Genomic DNA, 18,499 nt, shown 5'->3' on the forward strand with positions numbered 1-18,499 from the left:
CGGTCAGGACAGCTCGAACGGGCTCGGCGTCGGATAGTACGCCTCAAGGAAGCGCATCAGCAGCGCGTCCTGCTCCTCGGTGGTCGGCGCGGTGTCGTTGAGGCAGAAGGCGTCGTGCTTGCGCTTGGCGAGCATGCGCCGCAGCTTGGCCGGGGTCTCCTCCAGCGCCAGGTCGACGTACGTGTACTCGAGCACGCCGGGCACCGCGCGGCCGGTCAGATAGCCGTAGTAGTGGGCGAGCGACGACACGACCGAGATGTCGCTGGACTTGCGGAAGGCGCCGCGCGCCGTCGCCGCCACGTCCTCGGCGAACCGCTCCTCGATCTCGTACATCAGCGAGCGGCGCAGGGCGTAGGGGACGTGCTTCATCTTCTGGGTGAGCGTCCGGCCGGACAGCGTCTCCAGGATCCGCCGGTTGTTCATCCCGGCCGCGTGGACCGGCGACTCCTCGTCCGCGGGGGAGCCGAACGGCACGTGCACGATGCTCGGGAAGAAGTGCGGCATGCCGTTCCCCTCGAAGAACGTGTGCGCCGGCAGCGGCCGCCCGAGGAAGAAGTCGTCGTTCAGGTAGAGGAACTGCTCCGACAGCCCGTCGATGTGGTGGAGCTGCGTCTCGATCGCGTGCGAGTTGAACACCGGCAGCACGGACGGGTCGGTGAAGATCTCCTTGTGGTCCACGACCGTGACGAGCGGGTCGGAGGCGTCCAGCCAGGAGGGCCGCTGCCCGTCCGTCACCACCCACACCCGGTTCACCCACGGCGCGTACGTCAGGAGCGAGCGCAGCGAGTAGCGCAGCTCGTCCCTGCTGACGAAACGGGCGTCGGTCGTGGCCAGCTCGCTGAACCCGCCGGTCAGCGCGAGATCCCTGCGGGCCCGCCAGGCCGGGTCGGACCCGTCCACCCAGGTGTAGACCGCGTCGATCGGGAAGTCGATGTCGTCGATCAGGCGGCGGGTGAACTCCGGCCGCGTCGGATAGGTTCCGATGCTCCGCGACGGCGAGACGAGGTTGTTGAACAGCTCCTCGCCGCCCTCGACGGTCTGCCCGCGCAGGGGCACGATGTCGCACGACCGGTTGGGGCGCGGAGCCACGAGCGTGTCTCCCTCGGGCGTCCAGAACTCCAGGTCGCAGCCGTAGTCCGCGCCGAGCGTGAGGGTGCGGGACGGGCTGGTGAAGTAGAGCGCGACCCGCAGGACGCGGGCGCCGTCCAGGCCTCCGGCGCGGCGGAGCGGGCGCATCTCGCCCACCTCCGTCGACCGCTCGCCCCGCCTGCCGTACGGCTGCCGCCCGGCGAGCAGCGGCCGGTCGCAGCGGGCGAGGGCCGACAGCGCCTCCGACCGGTGCGTCGTGGCGACGGCCACGGCCGGCGGTCTGCCTCGCGGCGGGCGGACGCAGAAGTACGGCACTCCGGCCTCCGCGAGCACCGAGCACACCAGCCCGAAGGTCTCGCGCTGGGCCTGTAACGGGCTCGCGTCCTCCCTGATCAGTGCCGCGCCCGGTGTGGTCCCCCCGGCGGCCAGGCGCTTTCGCAGCCGTTGATACAACGTTCCGACCTGCATGATCTCCCCCCGGCACAGGACTGTAACGGACTGTAACGGATGACAGTGATGCCTGCGGGACCCTTTGACGAGGTCGGGGGGAGAGTCAAGAAGTGGCAACGAGTTGACCTCCCTAGCACCGATTCGCATGTGACCGGCTACTGACCGTAGTCATGCTTGCCCCCATGGGACGCTTCACGCTGGACGATGTGCTGGCCGTGCGGAAGCGCAGGGACTCGTGGTGGACCGTTTTCCTGGTCGATCCGATCGCCTGCCGGCTCGCGCTGCTGGTGGCCAACCACACCTCGATCACACCGAACGGGCTGACCCGGCTCTCCATGGTCGTCGGCCTCGGTTCAGCCGTGTGCTTCGCCCAGGAGCTGCTGGTCGCGGGGGCGGCCCTGTTCTTCGTGAGCTTCACCGTCGACTGCATGGACGGGAAGATCGCGCGGCTCAAGGGCACCGGCACGCCGTTCGGGCTGTGGCTCGACTACGTCGGCGACCGCGTCCGGGTGCTCTGCTGCGCGTTCGGCATCGCCTCCGCGCTGTACGCGCGCACCGGCGACCTCGTCTACATCGTCGCGGGGGCGGGCGTCGTCATCCTCGACCTGTTCCGCTACATCAACGGCCCGCAGCTCAAACGGGTCAGGGACACCACGCGGGCGGCCGCCAGGGAGAACGCCGGAGCCGAGTGCGTGTTCATGGACGAGCTGCTCGGCGCGGCCCCGGGCAGCAGCACCGAGGACGTGCGGCGCGACTTCGAGCGGGTCGCCGACGAGGACGGCCGCGCGCTGGTCGACCTGCAGCGGGGCTTCCGCGCGCAGTTCCCCTGGTACGACCGCGTCCGGATGTTCCTCGTGGCGCACCGCGTCCGCTCACACCTGATCAGCGGCATCGAGTTCCACGCCGCCGTCTTCGTGATCGCGCCGATCCTCGGCGCCGTGGCCTGGCTCTGGACCTCCGCCGTGATGGGCGCGTTGCTGCTGGCGTTCGAGTCCGTCCTCGTCTACCGCGCCTGGCTGGGGACCAGAGAGGTGGCCCGCGCCGTGTCGGTGAATGAAAGGGAGAAGATTCTTGTCTGACCGGCCGATCTTCGTCGTGGGGTGCCCGAGGTCGGGCACCACCCTCCTCCAGCTCATGTTGCACGCCCACCCCCGGCTGGCCGTGCCGCCGGAGACCCGGATCATCGTCCACGCCTACAACAAGCGCCACAAGTACGGCGACATGCGGCAGGCCGCGAACCGGCGCAGGCTCGCGGAGTGGATCGCCGACGGGAGCCGCACGCAGTTCGGCGACCTCGGCGTCGACCGCGACACGTACGTCACGCGGGCCGTGGAGGGGCCGGGCAGCCTCGGCTCGGTCGTCGGCCTCGTCTACCAGATGTTCGGCGAGCGGTTCGGCAAGCCGCGCTGGGGGGACAAGCGGCCGCCGTACATCCGCCATCTCGACGAGATGCTGGCCATGTTCCCCGACGCCCAGATCATCCACCTGATCAGGGACGGCCGGGACTGCGTGGCCTCGCTCAAGGAGATGCCGTGGTTCGGCGAGGACGTCTACCACGCGGCGCACCGCTGGGCTGAGGCGATCGACCTCGGCCGGCGGGCGATGCGCAAGTTCTCGCCCGACAGCTACCACGAGCTGCGGTACGAGGACCTGACCGCCGACCCGGAGCACGAGCTGACCCGGCTGTGCGCGTTCATCGGCGAGGAGTACCACCCCGCGATGCGGGAGCCGTACCGGGTCGCGGACGTCGTGCCGGAGCGCAAGACCTGGCACGTGAACACCCGCTCGGAGGTGACGACGCAGCGGTCGGGCACCTGGGCCGAGCGGCTGGAGCCGTGGGAGATCGGGCTGTGCGAGGCGGTGCTGGGGGAGCGCCTGGTCGACCAGGGCTACTCGCTCAGCGGGGCGCCGCGGCCGGCCCGCGAGCACCTGGCGGCCTACCGCAAGGTGGAGCAGCGATTCCGCAGGAAGCGCTGGCGCAAGAGCGTCACCGAGCAGATCGACCGGTTCCGCGAGCCCGGCCCGGTGGCCGCGCTGCTGACCGAGGGACAGCGCGCCCTCGCGGGGCTCCCCGCGCGGCCCGACCACCGGCCCGCGCACCGCGTCGCCGCACGCTGAGTCACCGGCCGTCTGAGCCGTCGCACGCTGAGTTTCCAACACAGGGGGATTGATTTCCATGCAGTCGGACAGGCCGATCTTCGTCGTCGGCTGCCCGCGCTCGGGCACGACGATGTTGCAGCTCATGCTGCACTCCCACCCGCGCATCGCGGTTCCGCCGGAGACCCGGTTCCTGGTCCCGGCCTACTTCTCGCGCAAGTCGTACGGGGACATGCGGCAGGCGGAGAACCGCCGCAGGCTCGCCGAGTGGATCGCGAACGGCAGGAACACGAAGTTCCGCGAGCTGGGCCTGGACAAGGCCGAGTTCGTGCAGGCCGCGATGATGGGACCGGGCAGCTTCGGATCCGTCATCGGGATGGTCTTCAAGAGCTACGCCGAGCGGTTCGGCAAGCCGCGCTGGGGCGACAAGCGGCCCAGCTACTTCAAGCACGTGGACATGCTCATGCGCATGTTCCCCGACGCCCAGTTCATCCACCTGATCAGGGACGGCCGCGACTGCGTCGCCTCCCTCAAGGAGATGCCCTGGTACACGCTGGACAGCTTCCACGCGGTGTCCAACTGGGCGGAGGCCATCGACTTCGGCCGCCGCAACTCCCGCAGGCTCCCCGCGGACACCTTCTACCAGCTCCGCTACGAGGACCTGACGTCCGACCCGGAGAACGAGCTCAGGAAGTTGTGCGCGTTCATCGGCGAGGACTACGACCCGGCGATGTGCGAGCCGAGGCACGTCGCCCGCGTGGCGGTGCCCGCGCACAAGGTCTGGCACCGCAACACGCACGGCGACGTCACCACCGCCCGCGCCGGGAGCTGGTCCAGCCGCCTGGAGCCGTGGGAGATCGCGCTCTGCGAGGAGGTGCTCGGCGAGCGGCTCTCGGCCTGCGGGTACGAGCTGACCGGCGCGCCCAAGGCGGAGCGCCAGCACATCTCCGCGTACAAGGCCGCGGCGGGCAAGCGCAGGGCCGCGCGGTGGCGCAAGCGCAACCGCGACCTGCTGGTCCGCCTGCGCGAGCCCGGCCCGCTCCCGGCGCTGCTGACCGACGGCCAGCGCACCCTGGCCGGCGTCCCCGCGCAGCGTCCTCGTGAGCTCGTCAACGGCTGACGTGCGCCAGCAGCGCCGTCCAGCGGTCGAGCACGCGTTCGGGCCGGAACCGCTCCGCGTGCAGGCGGGCGGCGGCGCCCAGCCGCCGCCGCTCGTCCGCGGAGCCCGTCAGCCGTGACAGCGCGGCGGCCAGGCCCGGGACGTCCCCCGGGGGGACGAGCAGGCCGGTACGCTCCGGCAGCACCAGCGTCCGGACCCCTCCGGACACGTCGAACGCCGCGCACGGCACCCCGTACGACGCCGCCTCCCCGATGACCAGCGGCAGCCCCTCGTGCTCGCTCGACAGCGCGACCGCCGACGCCTTGCGGTACTCCGACGGCATCCCCGCCGCCGGTATCCGTCCCCGGAAGACCACCCGGCCGGCCACCCCCTCCGCCGCCGCGTGCAGCCGGAGCCGCCCCTCCTCCGGCCCGTCCCCGATCAGGTGCAGCTCCCAGCCCGCGGCCCCTCCCGTACGGCGGGCCAGGGCGAACGCGGAGATCAGCCGGTCGAAGCGCTTGACCCCGGCCAGCCTCCCCACGCCGAGGATCCGGCGGCCCTCGACCGGCGACACCGCCGAGGGCCAGCCCGGGAGCGGGTTCGGCAGGTGGCAGGCGTTCGGCAGCAGCGCCTCCTCGGAGAACCGCCGCGCGTCGTCGGCGCTGAGGAAGACGGCCTGGTCGAGCGCTCCGTAGTGCGCCCGTACGGAGCGGAAGTGCCACGAGCCGAGGGCGTGGTCGAACGATCCGTGGTACTGGCCGATGCCGAGGTGGCGGCCCGGGACGAGCAGGTCCCGCATCGCGGTCACCACGGCGGGCGAGGTCATCACCACGTAGCAGGGGCCGATCCCGGCGAGCAGCCGGGTGATCGCCCGCCGGCCCGACCGGCCGTGCCACCGCTTCGCCGGCGCCGCGCTCAGGGCGGGGTGGCGGGTGTAGGCGGGGCGCTCGACGTAGCGGACGGGGTCCGCGGACGCGTGCAACCCGGCCACGTGGACCTCGTATCCGCGCTCGGCGAGCCCCTGGGCGACGGTGTGCGTGACGCGCTGGACGCCGCCCAGGGTGTCGGCGTCCAGGCACACGAACAGGACGGTCCGCATCACACCGGCCGCTCGGGGAGCGGCAGCTCGCGGACCCGGCGCCCGCGCCCGGCGAACGCGGGCACGACGACGCCCGCGACGAGGGACGCCAGGGACCGGGCGAGCGAGCGGCGTGGCGACGCGGCCTCGGCGAAGAACGCGTCCACCACCCGGGCCGCCGCCTCTCCGGTCTCCCTGGCGCACCACATCTGGCGGAAGGCCGCGTACCGCTCCTCGTACGGCGTCCAGGCGTGGCCGTCGCGCGGGAGGTCGCGGAGCACGCGGACGAGCTCCTCGGTCGTGGTGACGCACGGGCCGGGTGCGATCTCGGTCAGGTCGTGGTGGAGGCCGCGCTCGACCCGGCGGTACTCCTCCCAGTCGTCCGTGTACAGCACGATCGGCTTGCCGGTGACCGCGAAGTCGCACATGACCGACGAATAGTCGGTGAGCAGCGCGTCCGCGGCGAGGATGAGGTCGTTGACCTCGGGATACCCGCCCGCGGGCCGGACGAAGTGGCGCAGCCGCTCGGGCACCGCGAACCGCTCCACCGGATGGGTGCGCAGGATCAGCGCCCATTCCGGGTGCAGCTCGGCCGCCAGCCGGTCGAGATCCACCCGCACGGACCGGCCGGAGTGCTTCGCGCGGTCCCGGTAGGTCGGCGCGTACAGCAGGACGCGGACGCCCTCGCCGATCTCCAGGAGGTCCCTGGCGCGGGCGGCCGCCGCCGCGTCCCCGTGTACGAGCACGTCGCAGCGCGGGGAGCCGAAGCGCAGCAGCGGCCCGGCGTACTCGTTGGCCGGCACGAAGATCCGCTCGAACTCGGCGCTCGGCGCGACCAGCGCGTCCCACCGGGCGACGTTCGCCCGCCACTGCTCGCGAGGGCCGGGGAAGTCCCCGCGCATGTCCGGCGAGTCGAGCCCGACCGACTTGGACCCCTGGCCGTGCCACGTCTGCAGATAGCGGGTGCCGGGCGGCTTGGGGAAGCCGAGCGGCATGCCGTGGCTGTCCACCCACCATCCGGCCCGCGCCATCGTCCACAGGTAACGCCAGCTCATCCTGCGGACCTTGGCGACGTCGCCGGGGAAGTTCCGCCGGTGCGCGGACACCGACCAGACCGCCCGGAGCGGCAACCCCCTGCGGCGGATCTCCTCGTGGATGTACCGGGGGTGCCCGGTGTAGCCCCTGCCGCAGTCGGCCTCGAACAACACCAGGTCGCGCCGCCGGGGGACCACCCTGACCAGGCCCCGGTAGACCCGGATCTTGAGATCCCGGTACCGCGGATGCCGGATGATCCGCCTGCGCAGGGCGAGCAACGGCCGCACCACGCGCCCGGTCGCGCCGCGCCGCTCCCACACCGTCCGCAGCACGGCGCTGTCGCCCTCGGGGCGTACGGTCACCCGGTGCGCGGGCGTGGACGCGGTGAGCGGCGGCAGCGAGGGTTCGGCGAGGAGGCGGTCGCTCGTGACGTGCCCGTCCGCGCGGGTGAAGGCGATCCGCGGCTCGTGGAACCCCGCCCACCAGAAGGCGCGGGGGTTCGCCCCGGACAGATCCGCCTCCGCCCGCACGGTGTAGCCGCCCTCCGGGTGCCGTTGGGGCGCGAGCCGTACGCGCTGGGCGCCCACGACGAGATGGGCCGCCGTGGGCGGGTGGCGGTCGAGCACCCCGAACGGGTCGTACGTGCGGACCGTGAGGGAGAGGACGGTCCCGGACAGGGACGCCTCGGTGACCTCGTGCCTGATCCGGGACGCCGAGAACGGCAGCTCGGCCAGCCGCATGTCCGTGATGTCGTACGCGTCGCCGGGGACGGCGCCCCAGTAGGTGCGGCCGTCGCGGACGACGGCCTCGCGCGGACCGGCCCTGGCCCCGGTGAGCGACCGGGCCGCCACCCGCAGGTCCGCCACCCGGTCGGCGAGGATGAGCCCCGCGCACACCCGCACCATCGGCTCCGCCCGGTCGAGCACGCCCGGTTCGAGCGCCGCCAGGTACGGCCGGACCACGGCGGCGAACTCCTTGGCCCACACCGCGTCGAAGCGCGGCAGCGCGTTGAGGTAGACCCGCAGGTCCTGGACGACGAACCGGCGCTGCCGCTCGTGTACCAGCTCGGCCAGGCCGCCGCGCCTGAGCACACGGTCGGCCGCCTCGGCGGCGACCACGCGGTGGCGGGCGTTCTCGACCGAGCCGAGGCGGAGCGAGATGGACGGATCGGCGCCCGCCGACCGGTGCCACAGGTAGACCGGCCACGGCACGACCGCGAACCGCCGCGCCGCGCGGTACACGGCGGCGGTGAAGATGTGGTCCTCGTAGAGCAGGTCCTCGCGGAACCGGATGCCGTGCTCGCGCAGGAAGCCGAGGCGGTAGAGCTTGTTCGTGGAGAACCCGTCGAGGAACATCGCGGGGTCGGCGGCGATCCCGGGCACGACACGTCGCGGCCGGAAGAGCGAGGGGTAGTAGGGGGCCGTCCTGCCGCTCCACTCGTACAGGCGCGAGATCTGGCCGGTCACGAAGTCGGCGCCGGTCCGCTCGATCTCCGTCAGCAGGCTCTTGCAGGCGTGGCGCGGCAGCTCGTCGTCGCTGTCCAGGAACATGACGTACGGCGCGCGGGCGGCGTCCATCCCCGCGTTGCGCGGCGCTCCGCAGCCGCCGCTGTTGGACCGGCGGCGGATGTAGCGGACGCGCGGCATGTCGCGTACGACCCGCGCGGTGTCGTCGGTGCTCCCGTCGTCCACCACGACGATCTCCAGGTTGCGCAGGGACTGGCGCAGGAGCGAGCCGACCGCCCTCGGAAGCCGGGCGGCGTCGTTGTAGGTGATCACCACAACGGTCACGTCCGGTCGCACCGCCATGCGAACCCCCCGAGTGCCGGTTTCGACACTCCGTGGTCTTCCCCTGCCTTAGGCGACTCGTCCTGGTTTGGGAGAAGGTGACGGGATTTTTGCCGACGTGCCGGGAAGATCCCGCGTACCAGGAAGGCCCTGCTTCCTCGAAGGGGTCGACTCGCCGGGAAGGCTCGCGTGCCGGGTTATCGGGACGAACGTCGCCGGAACAGGTAGACGACGATCGCGATGCCGGCCAGCGCGCCCGCGACGGGGGCCAGCCGCTTGAGGGTGGGCACCCCGGCGACGCGCAGCAGGTCGAGCGCCTCCTCACCGGTGGATCCGGGGGTCGCGGGCCCGCCGGCCGGGCGGATCTCGACCTTGCCGCCCGCCCGCTCCGTCGGGGACGGCACCGCCGTCAGATGCCGCTGCGGCGCGGGCACCCCGGCCGGCTCCCCGGGGCGTTCCGGTGCCCCGGTGGCGATGGGCCGGATCGTCCCGCCATGGGCCGGCTCCGGTTCGCCCGTCCCGGGGGTGGTCGCGCCGGCCTCACCGGGAGGTCTGTCGCCTGCGGGACCGCTCGGGCCGATGGGGGTGACCGACGCGACGGGCTCCGCCGCCGGCGCCTCCTCTCCCAGGTCTTCCCGGCTTTCCAGCAGGGCCGCCAGGTTGCCCGCGAAGCGGTCGATCAGCTTGGCCCCGACTTCCGCCATGACGCCCCGGCCGAACTGCGCGGGCCTCCCGGTGACGTTGAAGGACGTCTCGACCCGCACCCTGGTGTGACCCCCTTCGGGGACCAGCCGGGCGTGTACGGTGGCTCCGGCCGTGCCCGAGCCGCGTGCCTCCTTGCCGGACGCCGTGAGCGTCAGCGTGTGCGCCTCCTCGTCGACGTCCTCGAACGACGCCCTGCCCCGATAGGTCACGGTTATCGGGCCCACCTTGACCCGCATGCCGCCGGTGAAGGCGCCGCCCTCGACCGACTCCAACGTCGCTCCCGGCAGGCACGGCGCGACCCGCTCGACGTCCAGCAGCACCGACCACGCCCGCTCGACCGGGACCGGCACCGTGAACTCGTGCTCGAACCGCATCGCCATGGGACGACTCCGTTCCGTCGGCCGCGCCGATCTTGCGACAGCGAAAAGGGCTTCCAACCGAGACAGGGCTTCCAACTGCGACAGTACGACCCGGTCGCCCGTCGCCGCCACCGGGCGACGGGCACCGGCTGGAGCCACCACGCGGGGCGGCGCGCGGGGGGAGCCGCCCCGCCGAGGCGTGTGGCCGGCGTCAGCCGGCCGCGGCGAGGAGGGCGCGGTGGGTGAGGACCCGGGCCAGGTGTCTGCGGTAGTCCGGCCGCGCGTGCAGGTCGGCCGGCGGATCGGTGTCCTCGTCCGCCCGCTCGGCCGCGGCGCGCAGTGCCCCGCCCGCCGCTCCGCCGTTCCCGCCCGGCTCCGCGCCGCGTACCGCCTGCTCGACGGCGGTGGCGCGGACCGGCGTCGGCCCCATGTTGGTCAGCGCGACCCGCGCCTCCTCGACGACGCCGCCCGACCGGCGCACCGCCGCCGCCACGCCGACGATCGCCCACGCCTGGGCCGTACGGTGGAACTTCTCGTAGTGGAACCCCCACCCCGGCCCGAGCTTGGGCACCCGGACGCCCGTGAGGATCTCCCCGGGCGCGAGCGCGGTCTCCAGGTAGTCGAGGAAGAAGTCCGCCGCCGGGATCACGCGCTCCCCGGCCGCCGACCTGACCACGAACTCCATGTCCAGCGCGAGCGCCACCGCGGGCAGGTCGCCGGCCGGGTCGGCGTGCGCCAGCGAGCCGCCGAACGTGCCGCGATGCCGTACGGCGGGGTCGGCGACGGTCGCCGTGGCGAGCGCGACCAGGGGGCAGTGCTCCCGCACGACGGGCGAGGCGACGACGTCGTAGTGCGTCGTCATCGCCCCGATCAGGACGTGGTCGCCGCGGTCGGCGACGCCGCGCAGCTCCTCGACGCGCCCCAGGTCCACCAGCGTGCCGGGGTAGGCGAGCCGCAGCCGCAGCAGGGGAAGCAACGACTGGCCTCCGGCGAGGACCTTCGCCTCCTCGCCCTGCTCGCGGAGCGTCTCCAGGGCCTCGTCCAGCGACGACACCCGGACGTAGTCGAACGACGCGGGGATCATGACAGACCTCCGTCCGTGCTCTTGGTCGTACGGGCCGGGCCGAGGGCGCGCCACACGCGCTCGGGGGTGCAGGGCATGGGCACGTCGCGCACGCCGTACGGGCGCAGCGCGTCGACGATCGCGTTGACGACGGCGGGGGTCGAGGCGATCGTGCCCGCCTCGCCGACGCCCTTGACGCCGAGCGGGTTGGTCGTCGCGGGCGTCTCGGTGCGATCGGTCGTGTACGCGGGCAGGTCGGCGGCCGACGGCAGCAGGTAGTCGGCCATGGTGGTCGTCAGCAGGTTGCCGTCCGCGTCGTGGACCGCCTCCTCGAACAGCGCCTGGGCGATGCCCTGCGCGATGCCGCCGTGGACCTGGCCCTCCACGATGAGCGGGTTGACGACGTTGCCCACGTCGTCGACGGCGACGTACGACCTGATCCTGGTCGCGCCCGTCTCGGTGTCCACCTCGACCGCGCACAGGTGCGTGCCGTGCGGGAACGAGAAGTTGTCCGGGTCGAAGGTCGCGTCGGCGTCCAGACGCGGCTCGAAGCCGTCCGGCAGGTCGTGGGCGGCGAAGGTGGCGAGGGCGACCTCCTGGATCGTCCGCGACGTGCCCGTGCCGCGCACCCGGAACTCGCCCCGCGAGAACTCGACGTCGTCCGGCGACGCCTCCATCAGGTGCGCCGCGACCTGCTTCGCCTTCTCCTTCACCTTCTCGCACGCCTGCACGACCGCGACGCCGCCGACGACGAGCGAGCGCGAGCCGTACGTGTCCATGCCCTTGTGCGAGGAGGACGTGTCGCCGTGGATGACGGCGACGTCCTCGAACGGCACGCCCAGGGCGTCGGCGACGATCTGGCTCCACGCCGTCTCGTGGCCCTGGCCGTGCGGGCTGGTGCCGGTGACGACCTCGACCTTGCCGGTCGGCAGCACCCGGACGGAGGCGTGCTCCCAGCCGCCCGCCCCGTAGGAGAGGCTGCCGAGGACGCGGCTCGGCGCGAGACCGCACATCTCGGTGTACGTGGAGACGCCGATGCCGAGCTGGACCGGATCGTCGCGCTCCCTGCGGTCGGCCTGCTCGGCGCGCAGCTTGTCGTAGCCGAACAGCGCGAGCGCCCGGTCGGTGGCCGCCTCGTAGTTGCCGGAGTCGTACGTGAGGCCGCAGATCGTGGTGTACGGGAACTCGGTGTGCCCGATCCAGTTGCGCCGTCTCAGCTCGATCGGGTCCATGCCCAGCTCGGCCGCCAGCTCGTCCATGATCCGTTCGATCGCGAACGTGGCCTCCGGCCGGCCCGCGCCCCGGTAGGCGTCGGTCGGCATCTTGGTGGTGAAGACGCCCGTGCAGGTGAAGTCGTAGGCGTCCATCTTGTAGATGCCGGAGTACATGAACGCGCCGAGCAGCGGCACGCCCGGCGTGACCAGCATGAGGTACGCGCCCATGTCGGCCAGCAGGTCCACCTTGACGCCCCGGACCCGGCCGTCGGCGTCGGCGGCGACGCTGATCCGCTGGAGCTGGTCGCGGCCGTGGTGGACGGTCAGGTTGCCCTCGGAGCGCGACTCCGTCCACTTGACCGGCTTGCCGAGGCGGCGCGTGATCAGCAGGCAGAGCACCTCCTCGGCGGTCACCTGGAGCTTCGAGCCGAAGCCGCCGCCCACGTCGGGGGCGATGACGCGCAGCTTGTGCTCGGGGATCCCCGTGGTCAGCGCCAGCATCACCCGCAGGATGTGCGGGATCTGCGTCGCGGAGTGGAGCGTGAAGGAGTCGCCGTCGGTCTGCGCCACCACCGCGCGCGGCTCCATCGCCGACGGGATCAGCCGCTGCTGGACGTACGTGCGGTCCACGCGCACGGGCGCGTCGCGGAAGGCGGCGTCGATGTCGCCCTGGGCGAACGTCCAGGTGAACGCCTTGTTGCCGGACTCGTGGACCTTCGGGCTGTCGTCTTCGAGTGCGGCCGTCATGTCCGTCACGGCGTCGAGGGGCTCGTAGTCGATCTCGATGGCGTCCAGGGCGTCGGCGGCCTTGTAGCGGTCGGTGGCGACCACGCAGGCGACCGCCTCGCCCGCGTACCGGACCTCCGTCACCGCCATCGGTGGATGGTCGGGGATGACGATGTCCTCGCTGACCGGCCACGCGCACGGCAGGCTGCCCTGTTCGGCGGCGAAGTCGGCGCCGCTGAAGACGGCGACCACGCCCGGCTGGGTGCGCGCCACCGACGTGTCCACCCGGGTGATCCGGGCGTGCGCCATCGGGCTGCGCAGGAACGCCACGTGCAGCAGCCCGGGGAGCTGGATGTTGTCGGTCCACTGGGTGCGGCCCGTGACCAGGCGCGCGTCCTCCTTGCGCCGCCGGGCCCGGCCGACCTCGTTCCCGCCGCCGGGGCCGCCGAGCAGGTCGCTCTCCTTGATCTGCCGGGCCACCACGCCCGCGTCGAGCTGCTCGGTCATGACGCCGCCGCCCCTTCCTGCTCCTGTGACATCTCCCGGGCGGCCCGCCGTACGGCGCGGACGATGGTGCAGTAGCCGGTGCAGCGGCAGAGGTTGCCCTCCAGTCCCTCGCGGATGTCCTCCTCCGAGGGGTCCGGGTCGTCGTGGAGCAGGTCGATCGCCGCCATGATCATGCCCGGGGTGCAGTAGCCGCACTGGAGCGCGTGCTCCTCGTGGAACGCCTTCTGCATGGGGTGCCAGCTCTCGCCGGCGGCCAGGCCCTCGATCGTGACGATGTCGCAGCCGTCCGCCTGTACGGCCAGCACCGAGCAGCTCTTGGCGCTCCTGCCGTCGAGGAGCACCGTGCAGGCGCCGCAGTTGCTCGTGTCGCAGCCGATCGGCGTGCCCGTCTTCCCCAGTCGATCTCTCAGGAAGTGGACGAGGAGAAGGCGCGGTTCCACCTCCTCGTCGTATCGGATGCCGTCGACGGTGACGGAGATTCGGGGCATTCATCCTCCCGGACAAGAGGTGAGACCGGATATCTGCGAACGTACGCCGCCGTTTGGCCCGGTCAACCCCCCAAATGTCAGGCGAGAGGGAAAGTCTGGCCCCGCTCCTCGACGGGCCTGGGACCGAATATCCGCCGCTCGTGCTCGTCGATGCGCAGGTCGTTGATGCTCGCCTCCCTCCGGCGCATCAGCCCGTCGCCGTCGAACTCCCACAGCTCGTTGCCGTAACTGCGCCACCACTGGCCGCTCGCGTCGCGGCACTCGTACTGGAAGCGCACCGCGATCCGGTCGCCGGTGAAGGACCAGAGGTCCTTGCGGAGCGCGTAGTCGAGCTCCCGCGCCCACTTGCGGGCCAGGAACCGCTCGATCTCCTCGCGGCCCGTGACGAACTCGTCCCGGTTGCGCCAGACCGAGTCGGGTGTGTACGCGAGGGCGACGGTCGCGGGATCGCGGGTGTTCCAGGCGTCCTCGGCCGCCTGCACCTTCACGCGCGCGGTCTCCTCGGTGAACGGAGGAACCGGTGGCTTCATGGCGGTCGTCCTTTCTGCGTGGCTCTGTAGGGGCGCCGCTCTCGGCCCGGTCCCGGCCCCGGAGTGCGGCTTCCCGGTCCCGATCAGTCGTGGAAGGAGATCGCCTGCACCGGGCAGAGCAGGGCGGCCTCCTCGACGGCCGGGAGCAGCGATCCGTCCGGATCGATGACGTAGTGCAGTTCGTCGTTCTCGTCGAGCTCGAACACCTCGGGTGCCGCGAAGACGCACTGGGCGTGTATCCGGCAGAGTTCCCTGTCCACCTGGACGCGCATCATCGGTTCCTCACCTGAGGGTTGAAACGGGAGTAATTTCCGAAGGTCCAGCGCAGCGGGCTCGCGCCGCCGACCTGGACCACCTCGTCGACGTCGAACTCGACCAGGCGCTGCGCGCCGGGGACGTCGCCCGGGTCCCAGTCGACCCGGGCCCGGCCCGTCAGGTGCAGCGCGTCGCCGGTGGTCCAGTCGAGGAAGAGCAGCCCGGCGGCGGGGTTCAGCTCCAGGTTGCCGAGCGTCATGTACATCGAGTTGCCGACGTAGTCGGGCCAGACCAGCCGGCGCTCGTCCACGACCCGGACGAAACCGGGGTTGCCGCCCCGGTGGGACACGTCCGAGCCGAACCCCTCCGCGTGCGTGGCGACGAAGAACGTGTCCGCCTCCTCGATCCACTCCCGGTGCCCGGGGCCGAGTGCGGCCCTCCTGTGAGTGATGGCCGTCGAGATGGCGGGCTCTTCCGCGATTTCGCGGGTCTGTAGGTACTTGGGGCAGTTTGCGTAGACCTGCTCGGTGGTGACGAGGAGGCCGTTCCCCTCTCGCCGGGCACGGCCGTTGATCCGCATCCGCCTCCGGGTCCTCGGCTCGATGGCGAGCATGCCGATGTCGTGCCCGCCGCCCTGCCCGTCGTTCCGCCCGCCGACCTGTCGGTCGTTCCGTACGGGGACCTGCCCGGCGTCGTGTCCGTCGTTCCGTACGGGGACCCGCCCGGTGGTCCGCTCGGCGTCGAAGACGCCGGACAGCGGGTCGTGCGGGCCGGGCAGCGCGTCGATCACCACCGTGCGCGGCCCCGACGCCGCGGCGAAACCGGCGGGCCCGGTCAGCGGGCCGGCCCAGACGCGCCCGTCCGGGCCGGCCGTACCGATGACGAGCATGCGCTGGGCGGCCAGGAAGCCCGCCGCCACCTCGGGGATGTCCGGCCGCGTGTTCGCCGACCCCCAGTTTTCGGCCCGGACGCCCGCGCGGCGCTGTACCGCGACCTCTCCGGTGTGCCGCATCCTCGTCTCCTTCCCCGACGACCGTTCGATGCCAGTTGCCCTGATGCCGGTTTCTAGAAGAAACCGCAGGTCGGAGCGCCCGGTGTGGGGGCGGGCCGCTCGTCGGCGCCGGTGGCGGCATAGATCTCCAGGCGGATGCCGTCGGGATCCTCGAAGAACACGCCGCCGGAGGACGCGCCCTCGCCGTGCGGTACGACGCCGTCGTGGAACACGGTGACGCCGGTCTCCCGGACGGCGGCCTCGGCCCTGCGTACCGCCTCGATGTCCGGGACCTCGAAGGCCAGGTGGTGCAGGCCGGGGATCCCCGTGCCGAACCTGCCCTCGCTCTGCTCCCAGAGGGTCAGCATCAGCGTGCCGTCGAGTGCGAGGAAGGCGAAACGCCGCCCCTCCTCGCGGGACTCGCCGACGACGTCGAAGCCGAACACCTTGACGTAGAACGCCGTGGACGCGTCGAGGTCCGACACGTTGAGACCGACGTGGCCCGTCTTGAAGGTCATGGGACTGCTCCTCACCATTCCTAACGGATTGATCCGTTAGGAATATAACGGATTCTGCGGATTGGCTCCGTTATATGTGAGTGTCATACGTCACACAACATGCGATTTGTGTCATCTGTGCGCCCCACTACGGCAGCGGAGGGCCTGACGCATGACATGGGGCACCGGCCGGGCCACGAGACCGGTCGGCGCCGGCCTCTCCGGAGTCATGGCCGGTCGTCGCCCGCGGTGATGAGGTGTCCGGAGGTGATGCGGCAAACCCGCGGCTGTGCAGCGCCGCCGCGCGCGGCCCGGTCAGCGGGTCGGTGCGGGGTGCCGGTGCGGGGGCCTCAGTGTGCTTTGTGCTGCCGGTAGTGCCGTGCGGCACGGGCGCGGTTGCCGCAGGCGACGGAGCACCATTCCTGCCGTGCGTGGTCCTTGACGAAATAGAGCACGCAGCGCGGGGCGGGGCAGGTCCGCAGCCGCTCGCGGGAGGGACCGGCGAGCAGCTCGATGGCGGAGCCGGCGAGGGCGGCGCGGACCCGCGCGGACTCGCTCGCCGGATCCGCCGGGACGATCGCGAGGTTCGGCGCGCCGTCGGCCGGCCAGTCGAGCCGGGGCACGAGCGGCACCGCCGCCGCCGTGGCGTTCACCAGGTGGAGCGCCTCCGCGAACGGCGGCAGCAGATGCGCGTCGGCGCTGCTGGGCGGCTCCGGGGAGACGGCGCGGGCGAACAGGGCGCGCACCGCCTGGCGCAACTCGACCACCTCGGCCCGCAGCGTCTCGTCGGCGACGAAGGAGGTCGCGTCGAGCCCGAACACGTCGGCGTGCGCTCGTCCCCAGGCCGTCATGCCCGCGACGTCGGCCAGGGTGTCCGTCAGGCCCGTACGGCTCGCGCGGATGGTGCTGACGAGGTCCAGGGCCAACATCGTTCCAGTCTAACGGGGGGTGGCGGGTCGTTCCGTGAGACGGCCGGCCGGTCTCAGCGCCTGCGCACGGCCGACGCGATGATCGCGACGAAGGCGGAGAAACCGAGGCCGACGATGAGGACCAGCAGCATCATGAGCGCGTCGGGCGTGGGCCCGATCATGTAGCGGACGCCGATCCCGATGAACAGCAGGCCCCCCAGGAGGGCCAGCCAGTCGGTCGGATGGGTCAGACGGGTACGCCGCTCGGGGTCACGCGCCACTGGGCACCTCCACGTTGATCCGGTTCGGCACACGCGGCTCGGCCGGCGGGGTGTCGCCGCTCCCGCGCGTCTTCCCGTCGAGGAGCCTGTCCAGCGGGTCCGGGACGCGCTCGGGCTCGTCGCCGCTCCGGCGCACGTCCACGTCGCCGATCCCGGCCTTGACGTACAGCTCGATCGTCGGGGCGTCGCCGGAGGACTTCTCCGGCTCCAGGATCCGGCTGAACTGGACGTCCATGCCGTCCTCCACCCTGTGATCGATCTTGACCTCGCCGATCCGGGCGTGTCCGTGGACCTCGACCCGTGCGTCGGGCGGCACGATCACCACAAGCTGCCCGATCGAGACGGACGCGTCGAAGCGGGTGCGCGAGCCGGGCGCCAGCTTGAGGTCGCTCAGGTCGAGCCTGCCCTCGCCGATCCCCACGGCGTACTCCCTGCCCGGCTGTGAGATCTCGCTCGGGTGCCAGGTGAAGGAGCCGACGCTCTTGGGGAAGCCCCCCAGCGTCGACCCCGCGACGAGGGCCAGCGACACGATGACCCCGGCGGCGACCAGTCCTGCCCCTCGTCCGAACCACGTCGCGATGAGCAGGCCCGTGCCGATGGTGGCGAGGACCGCCCCGCCGATCACCGGCATGCTCGGAGAACCGGTGCTCTGCTGCACCGCGACCATGATCCCTCCAACGATCAGGGCGAGGCAGATGGTCAATCCGCCGATGAAGGACTTCGACTTGGGCTGCCGGGCCGGCTTGCGGGGGGCGGGCTCCTCCACGCCCCGCAGGTACGGCGAGTCGACGGGCGGGTAGGGCGTGCGGCCGTATCCCGCGTAGGGGCCGTGCGGCGCGAACGGCTCGCCGGACGCGTAGTCGTACGGGCCGCGCCCGGCCTCCCTGGCCAGGTCCGAGAGCCGGCGGAAACCGGGCCCGGCGTTCCCGCCGGGGGCCGGAGGCGTGACGGGGGGACGCGGCGGCGCCTCGGCCGCGAAGGGAAGCGGCGCCTCCCGCGTCGGCGTCGCCGGGGCCCCCTCGGCCGGAGGCGTACCCGGGTTCTTCTCGGTCGTGGACGTGACCGGAGCGGCCGTGACGCCGTCGCCCGGGGACGGAGCCGCCGTGGCGGCGGCCTCCTCGGCCGTGGTGTCGTCCGCTGTGGTGTTGCCGGCCGGGGCCGGGGGAGCGGGCGGCGTCAGCGGCATCGTGACGCCCTCCCGGGCGGCCGCGGGCGCCTCGGCCGCGAGGGCGCGCCCGCTCGCCTCGCCCGCCGTGTCCTCCGGGGCGTCGGCCGTGGCGCGGACCGTGGTGCCGGCCTCGTCGCGGGTCGCACCGCCCGCGCTCGGCTCGCTCTCGATC

General features: G+C 72.4%; 17 protein-coding genes. 3 read left to right on the forward strand and 14 right to left on the reverse strand.

Annotated elements, in window-relative coordinates; all coding sequences use genetic code 11:
• Nucleotides 1–3 precede the first annotated feature (3 nt).
• Nucleotides 4–1,557: a stealth family protein gene (locus AWQ70_RS13195; RefSeq protein ID WP_169808655.1), complete on the reverse strand. Its 1,554-nt coding sequence runs from the start codon at nucleotides 1,555–1,557 to the stop codon at nucleotides 4–6.
• Nucleotides 1,558–1,721: 164 nt separating this feature from the next.
• Between AWQ70_RS13195 and AWQ70_RS13200 the strand changes: the two genes are divergently transcribed.
• From AWQ70_RS13200 to AWQ70_RS13210, 3 genes are read left to right on the forward strand one after another with little or no spacing between them, the layout of a single operon-like run.
• The gene (locus AWQ70_RS13200) at nucleotides 1,722–2,618 is read left to right on the forward strand and encodes a CDP-alcohol phosphatidyltransferase family protein (protein WP_157530041.1); all 897 of its coding nucleotides are present in this window, start codon (nucleotides 1,722–1,724) and stop codon (nucleotides 2,616–2,618) included.
• Nucleotides 2,611–3,657, forward strand: a complete 1,047-nt coding sequence (locus AWQ70_RS13205; protein WP_245646932.1) for a sulfotransferase family protein — start codon at nucleotides 2,611–2,613, stop codon at nucleotides 3,655–3,657. Before AWQ70_RS13200 ends, AWQ70_RS13205 begins: the two co-directional genes overlap by 8 nt.
• A gap of 58 nt (nucleotides 3,658–3,715) precedes the next feature.
• Nucleotides 3,716–4,756 (forward strand): sulfotransferase family protein, encoded by a 1,041-nt coding sequence (locus tag AWQ70_RS13210; RefSeq protein ID WP_067174965.1) that lies wholly within the window; start codon nucleotides 3,716–3,718, stop codon nucleotides 4,754–4,756.
• Here the strand turns inward: AWQ70_RS13210 and AWQ70_RS13215 are convergent.
• From AWQ70_RS13215 to AWQ70_RS13275, 13 genes are all read right to left on the reverse strand, one after another.
• On the reverse strand, nucleotides 4,746–5,834 hold the full coding sequence (locus AWQ70_RS13215) for a glycosyltransferase (protein ID WP_067174968.1): 1,089 nt from the start codon (nucleotides 5,832–5,834) through the stop codon (nucleotides 4,746–4,748). The genes AWQ70_RS13210 and AWQ70_RS13215 overlap by 11 nt on opposite strands.
• Nucleotides 5,834–8,656: a bifunctional glycosyltransferase/CDP-glycerol:glycerophosphate glycerophosphotransferase gene (locus AWQ70_RS13220; protein WP_067174971.1), complete on the reverse strand. Its 2,823-nt coding sequence runs from the start codon at nucleotides 8,654–8,656 to the stop codon at nucleotides 5,834–5,836. The genes AWQ70_RS13215 and AWQ70_RS13220 overlap by 1 nt, the downstream gene beginning before the upstream one ends.
• 176 nt (nucleotides 8,657–8,832) lie before the next feature.
• On the reverse strand, nucleotides 8,833–9,720 hold the full coding sequence (locus tag AWQ70_RS13225; RefSeq protein WP_174552388.1) for an SRPBCC family protein: 888 nt from the start codon (nucleotides 9,718–9,720) through the stop codon (nucleotides 8,833–8,835).
• Between the two features lie 190 nt (nucleotides 9,721–9,910).
• On the reverse strand, nucleotides 9,911–10,783 hold the full coding sequence (locus AWQ70_RS13230) for an FAD binding domain-containing protein (protein WP_067174973.1): 873 nt from the start codon (nucleotides 10,781–10,783) through the stop codon (nucleotides 9,911–9,913).
• Complete coding sequence (locus tag AWQ70_RS13235) at nucleotides 10,780–13,209, reverse strand: xanthine dehydrogenase family protein molybdopterin-binding subunit (RefSeq protein WP_084516948.1); 2,430 nt, start codon at nucleotides 13,207–13,209, stop codon at nucleotides 10,780–10,782. The genes AWQ70_RS13230 and AWQ70_RS13235 overlap by 4 nt, the downstream gene beginning before the upstream one ends.
• Nucleotides 13,206–13,697, reverse strand: coding sequence for a (2Fe-2S)-binding protein (locus tag AWQ70_RS13240; RefSeq protein WP_067174974.1), 492 nt, complete (start codon nucleotides 13,695–13,697; stop codon nucleotides 13,206–13,208). The genes AWQ70_RS13235 and AWQ70_RS13240 overlap by 4 nt, the downstream gene beginning before the upstream one ends.
• A 77-nt stretch (nucleotides 13,698–13,774) precedes the next feature.
• A complete protein-coding gene (locus tag AWQ70_RS13245) occupies nucleotides 13,775–14,227 on the reverse strand; it encodes a nuclear transport factor 2 family protein (RefSeq protein WP_067174976.1) in 453 nt (150 codons plus the stop codon).
• Nucleotides 14,228–14,310: 83 nt separating this feature from the next.
• Nucleotides 14,311–14,502 carry a ferredoxin gene (locus AWQ70_RS13250; protein ID WP_245646933.1) on the reverse strand — a complete coding sequence of 64 codons (192 nt, stop codon included), beginning with the start codon at nucleotides 14,500–14,502 and terminating at the stop codon, nucleotides 14,311–14,313.
• A complete protein-coding gene (locus tag AWQ70_RS41150) occupies nucleotides 14,499–15,494 on the reverse strand; it encodes a pyridoxamine 5'-phosphate oxidase family protein (protein WP_067174981.1) in 996 nt (331 codons plus the stop codon). The genes AWQ70_RS13250 and AWQ70_RS41150 overlap by 4 nt, the downstream gene beginning before the upstream one ends.
• A gap of 53 nt (nucleotides 15,495–15,547) precedes the next feature.
• Nucleotides 15,548–15,991, reverse strand: a complete 444-nt coding sequence (locus AWQ70_RS13260) for a VOC family protein (protein WP_157530042.1) — start codon at nucleotides 15,989–15,991, stop codon at nucleotides 15,548–15,550.
• Nucleotides 15,992–16,320: 329 nt separating this feature from the next.
• Nucleotides 16,321–16,899 (reverse strand): CGNR zinc finger domain-containing protein, encoded by a 579-nt coding sequence (locus AWQ70_RS13265; RefSeq protein ID WP_067174985.1) that lies wholly within the window; start codon nucleotides 16,897–16,899, stop codon nucleotides 16,321–16,323.
• Nucleotides 16,900–16,952: 53 nt separating this feature from the next.
• A complete protein-coding gene (locus tag AWQ70_RS13270; RefSeq protein ID WP_067174986.1) occupies nucleotides 16,953–17,159 on the reverse strand; it encodes a hypothetical protein in 207 nt (68 codons plus the stop codon).
• Nucleotides 17,149–18,499: LiaF domain-containing protein (locus tag AWQ70_RS13275; RefSeq protein ID WP_218004512.1), on the reverse strand; the 1,351-nt coding region annotated here is incomplete at its 5' end. The genes AWQ70_RS13270 and AWQ70_RS13275, both read right to left, overlap by 11 nt.

Origin of the sequence: Microtetraspora niveoalba (assembly GCF_001570405.1) — a bacterium.
Taxonomy (GTDB): domain Bacteria; phylum Actinomycetota; class Actinomycetes; order Streptosporangiales; family Streptosporangiaceae; genus Microtetraspora; species Microtetraspora niveoalba.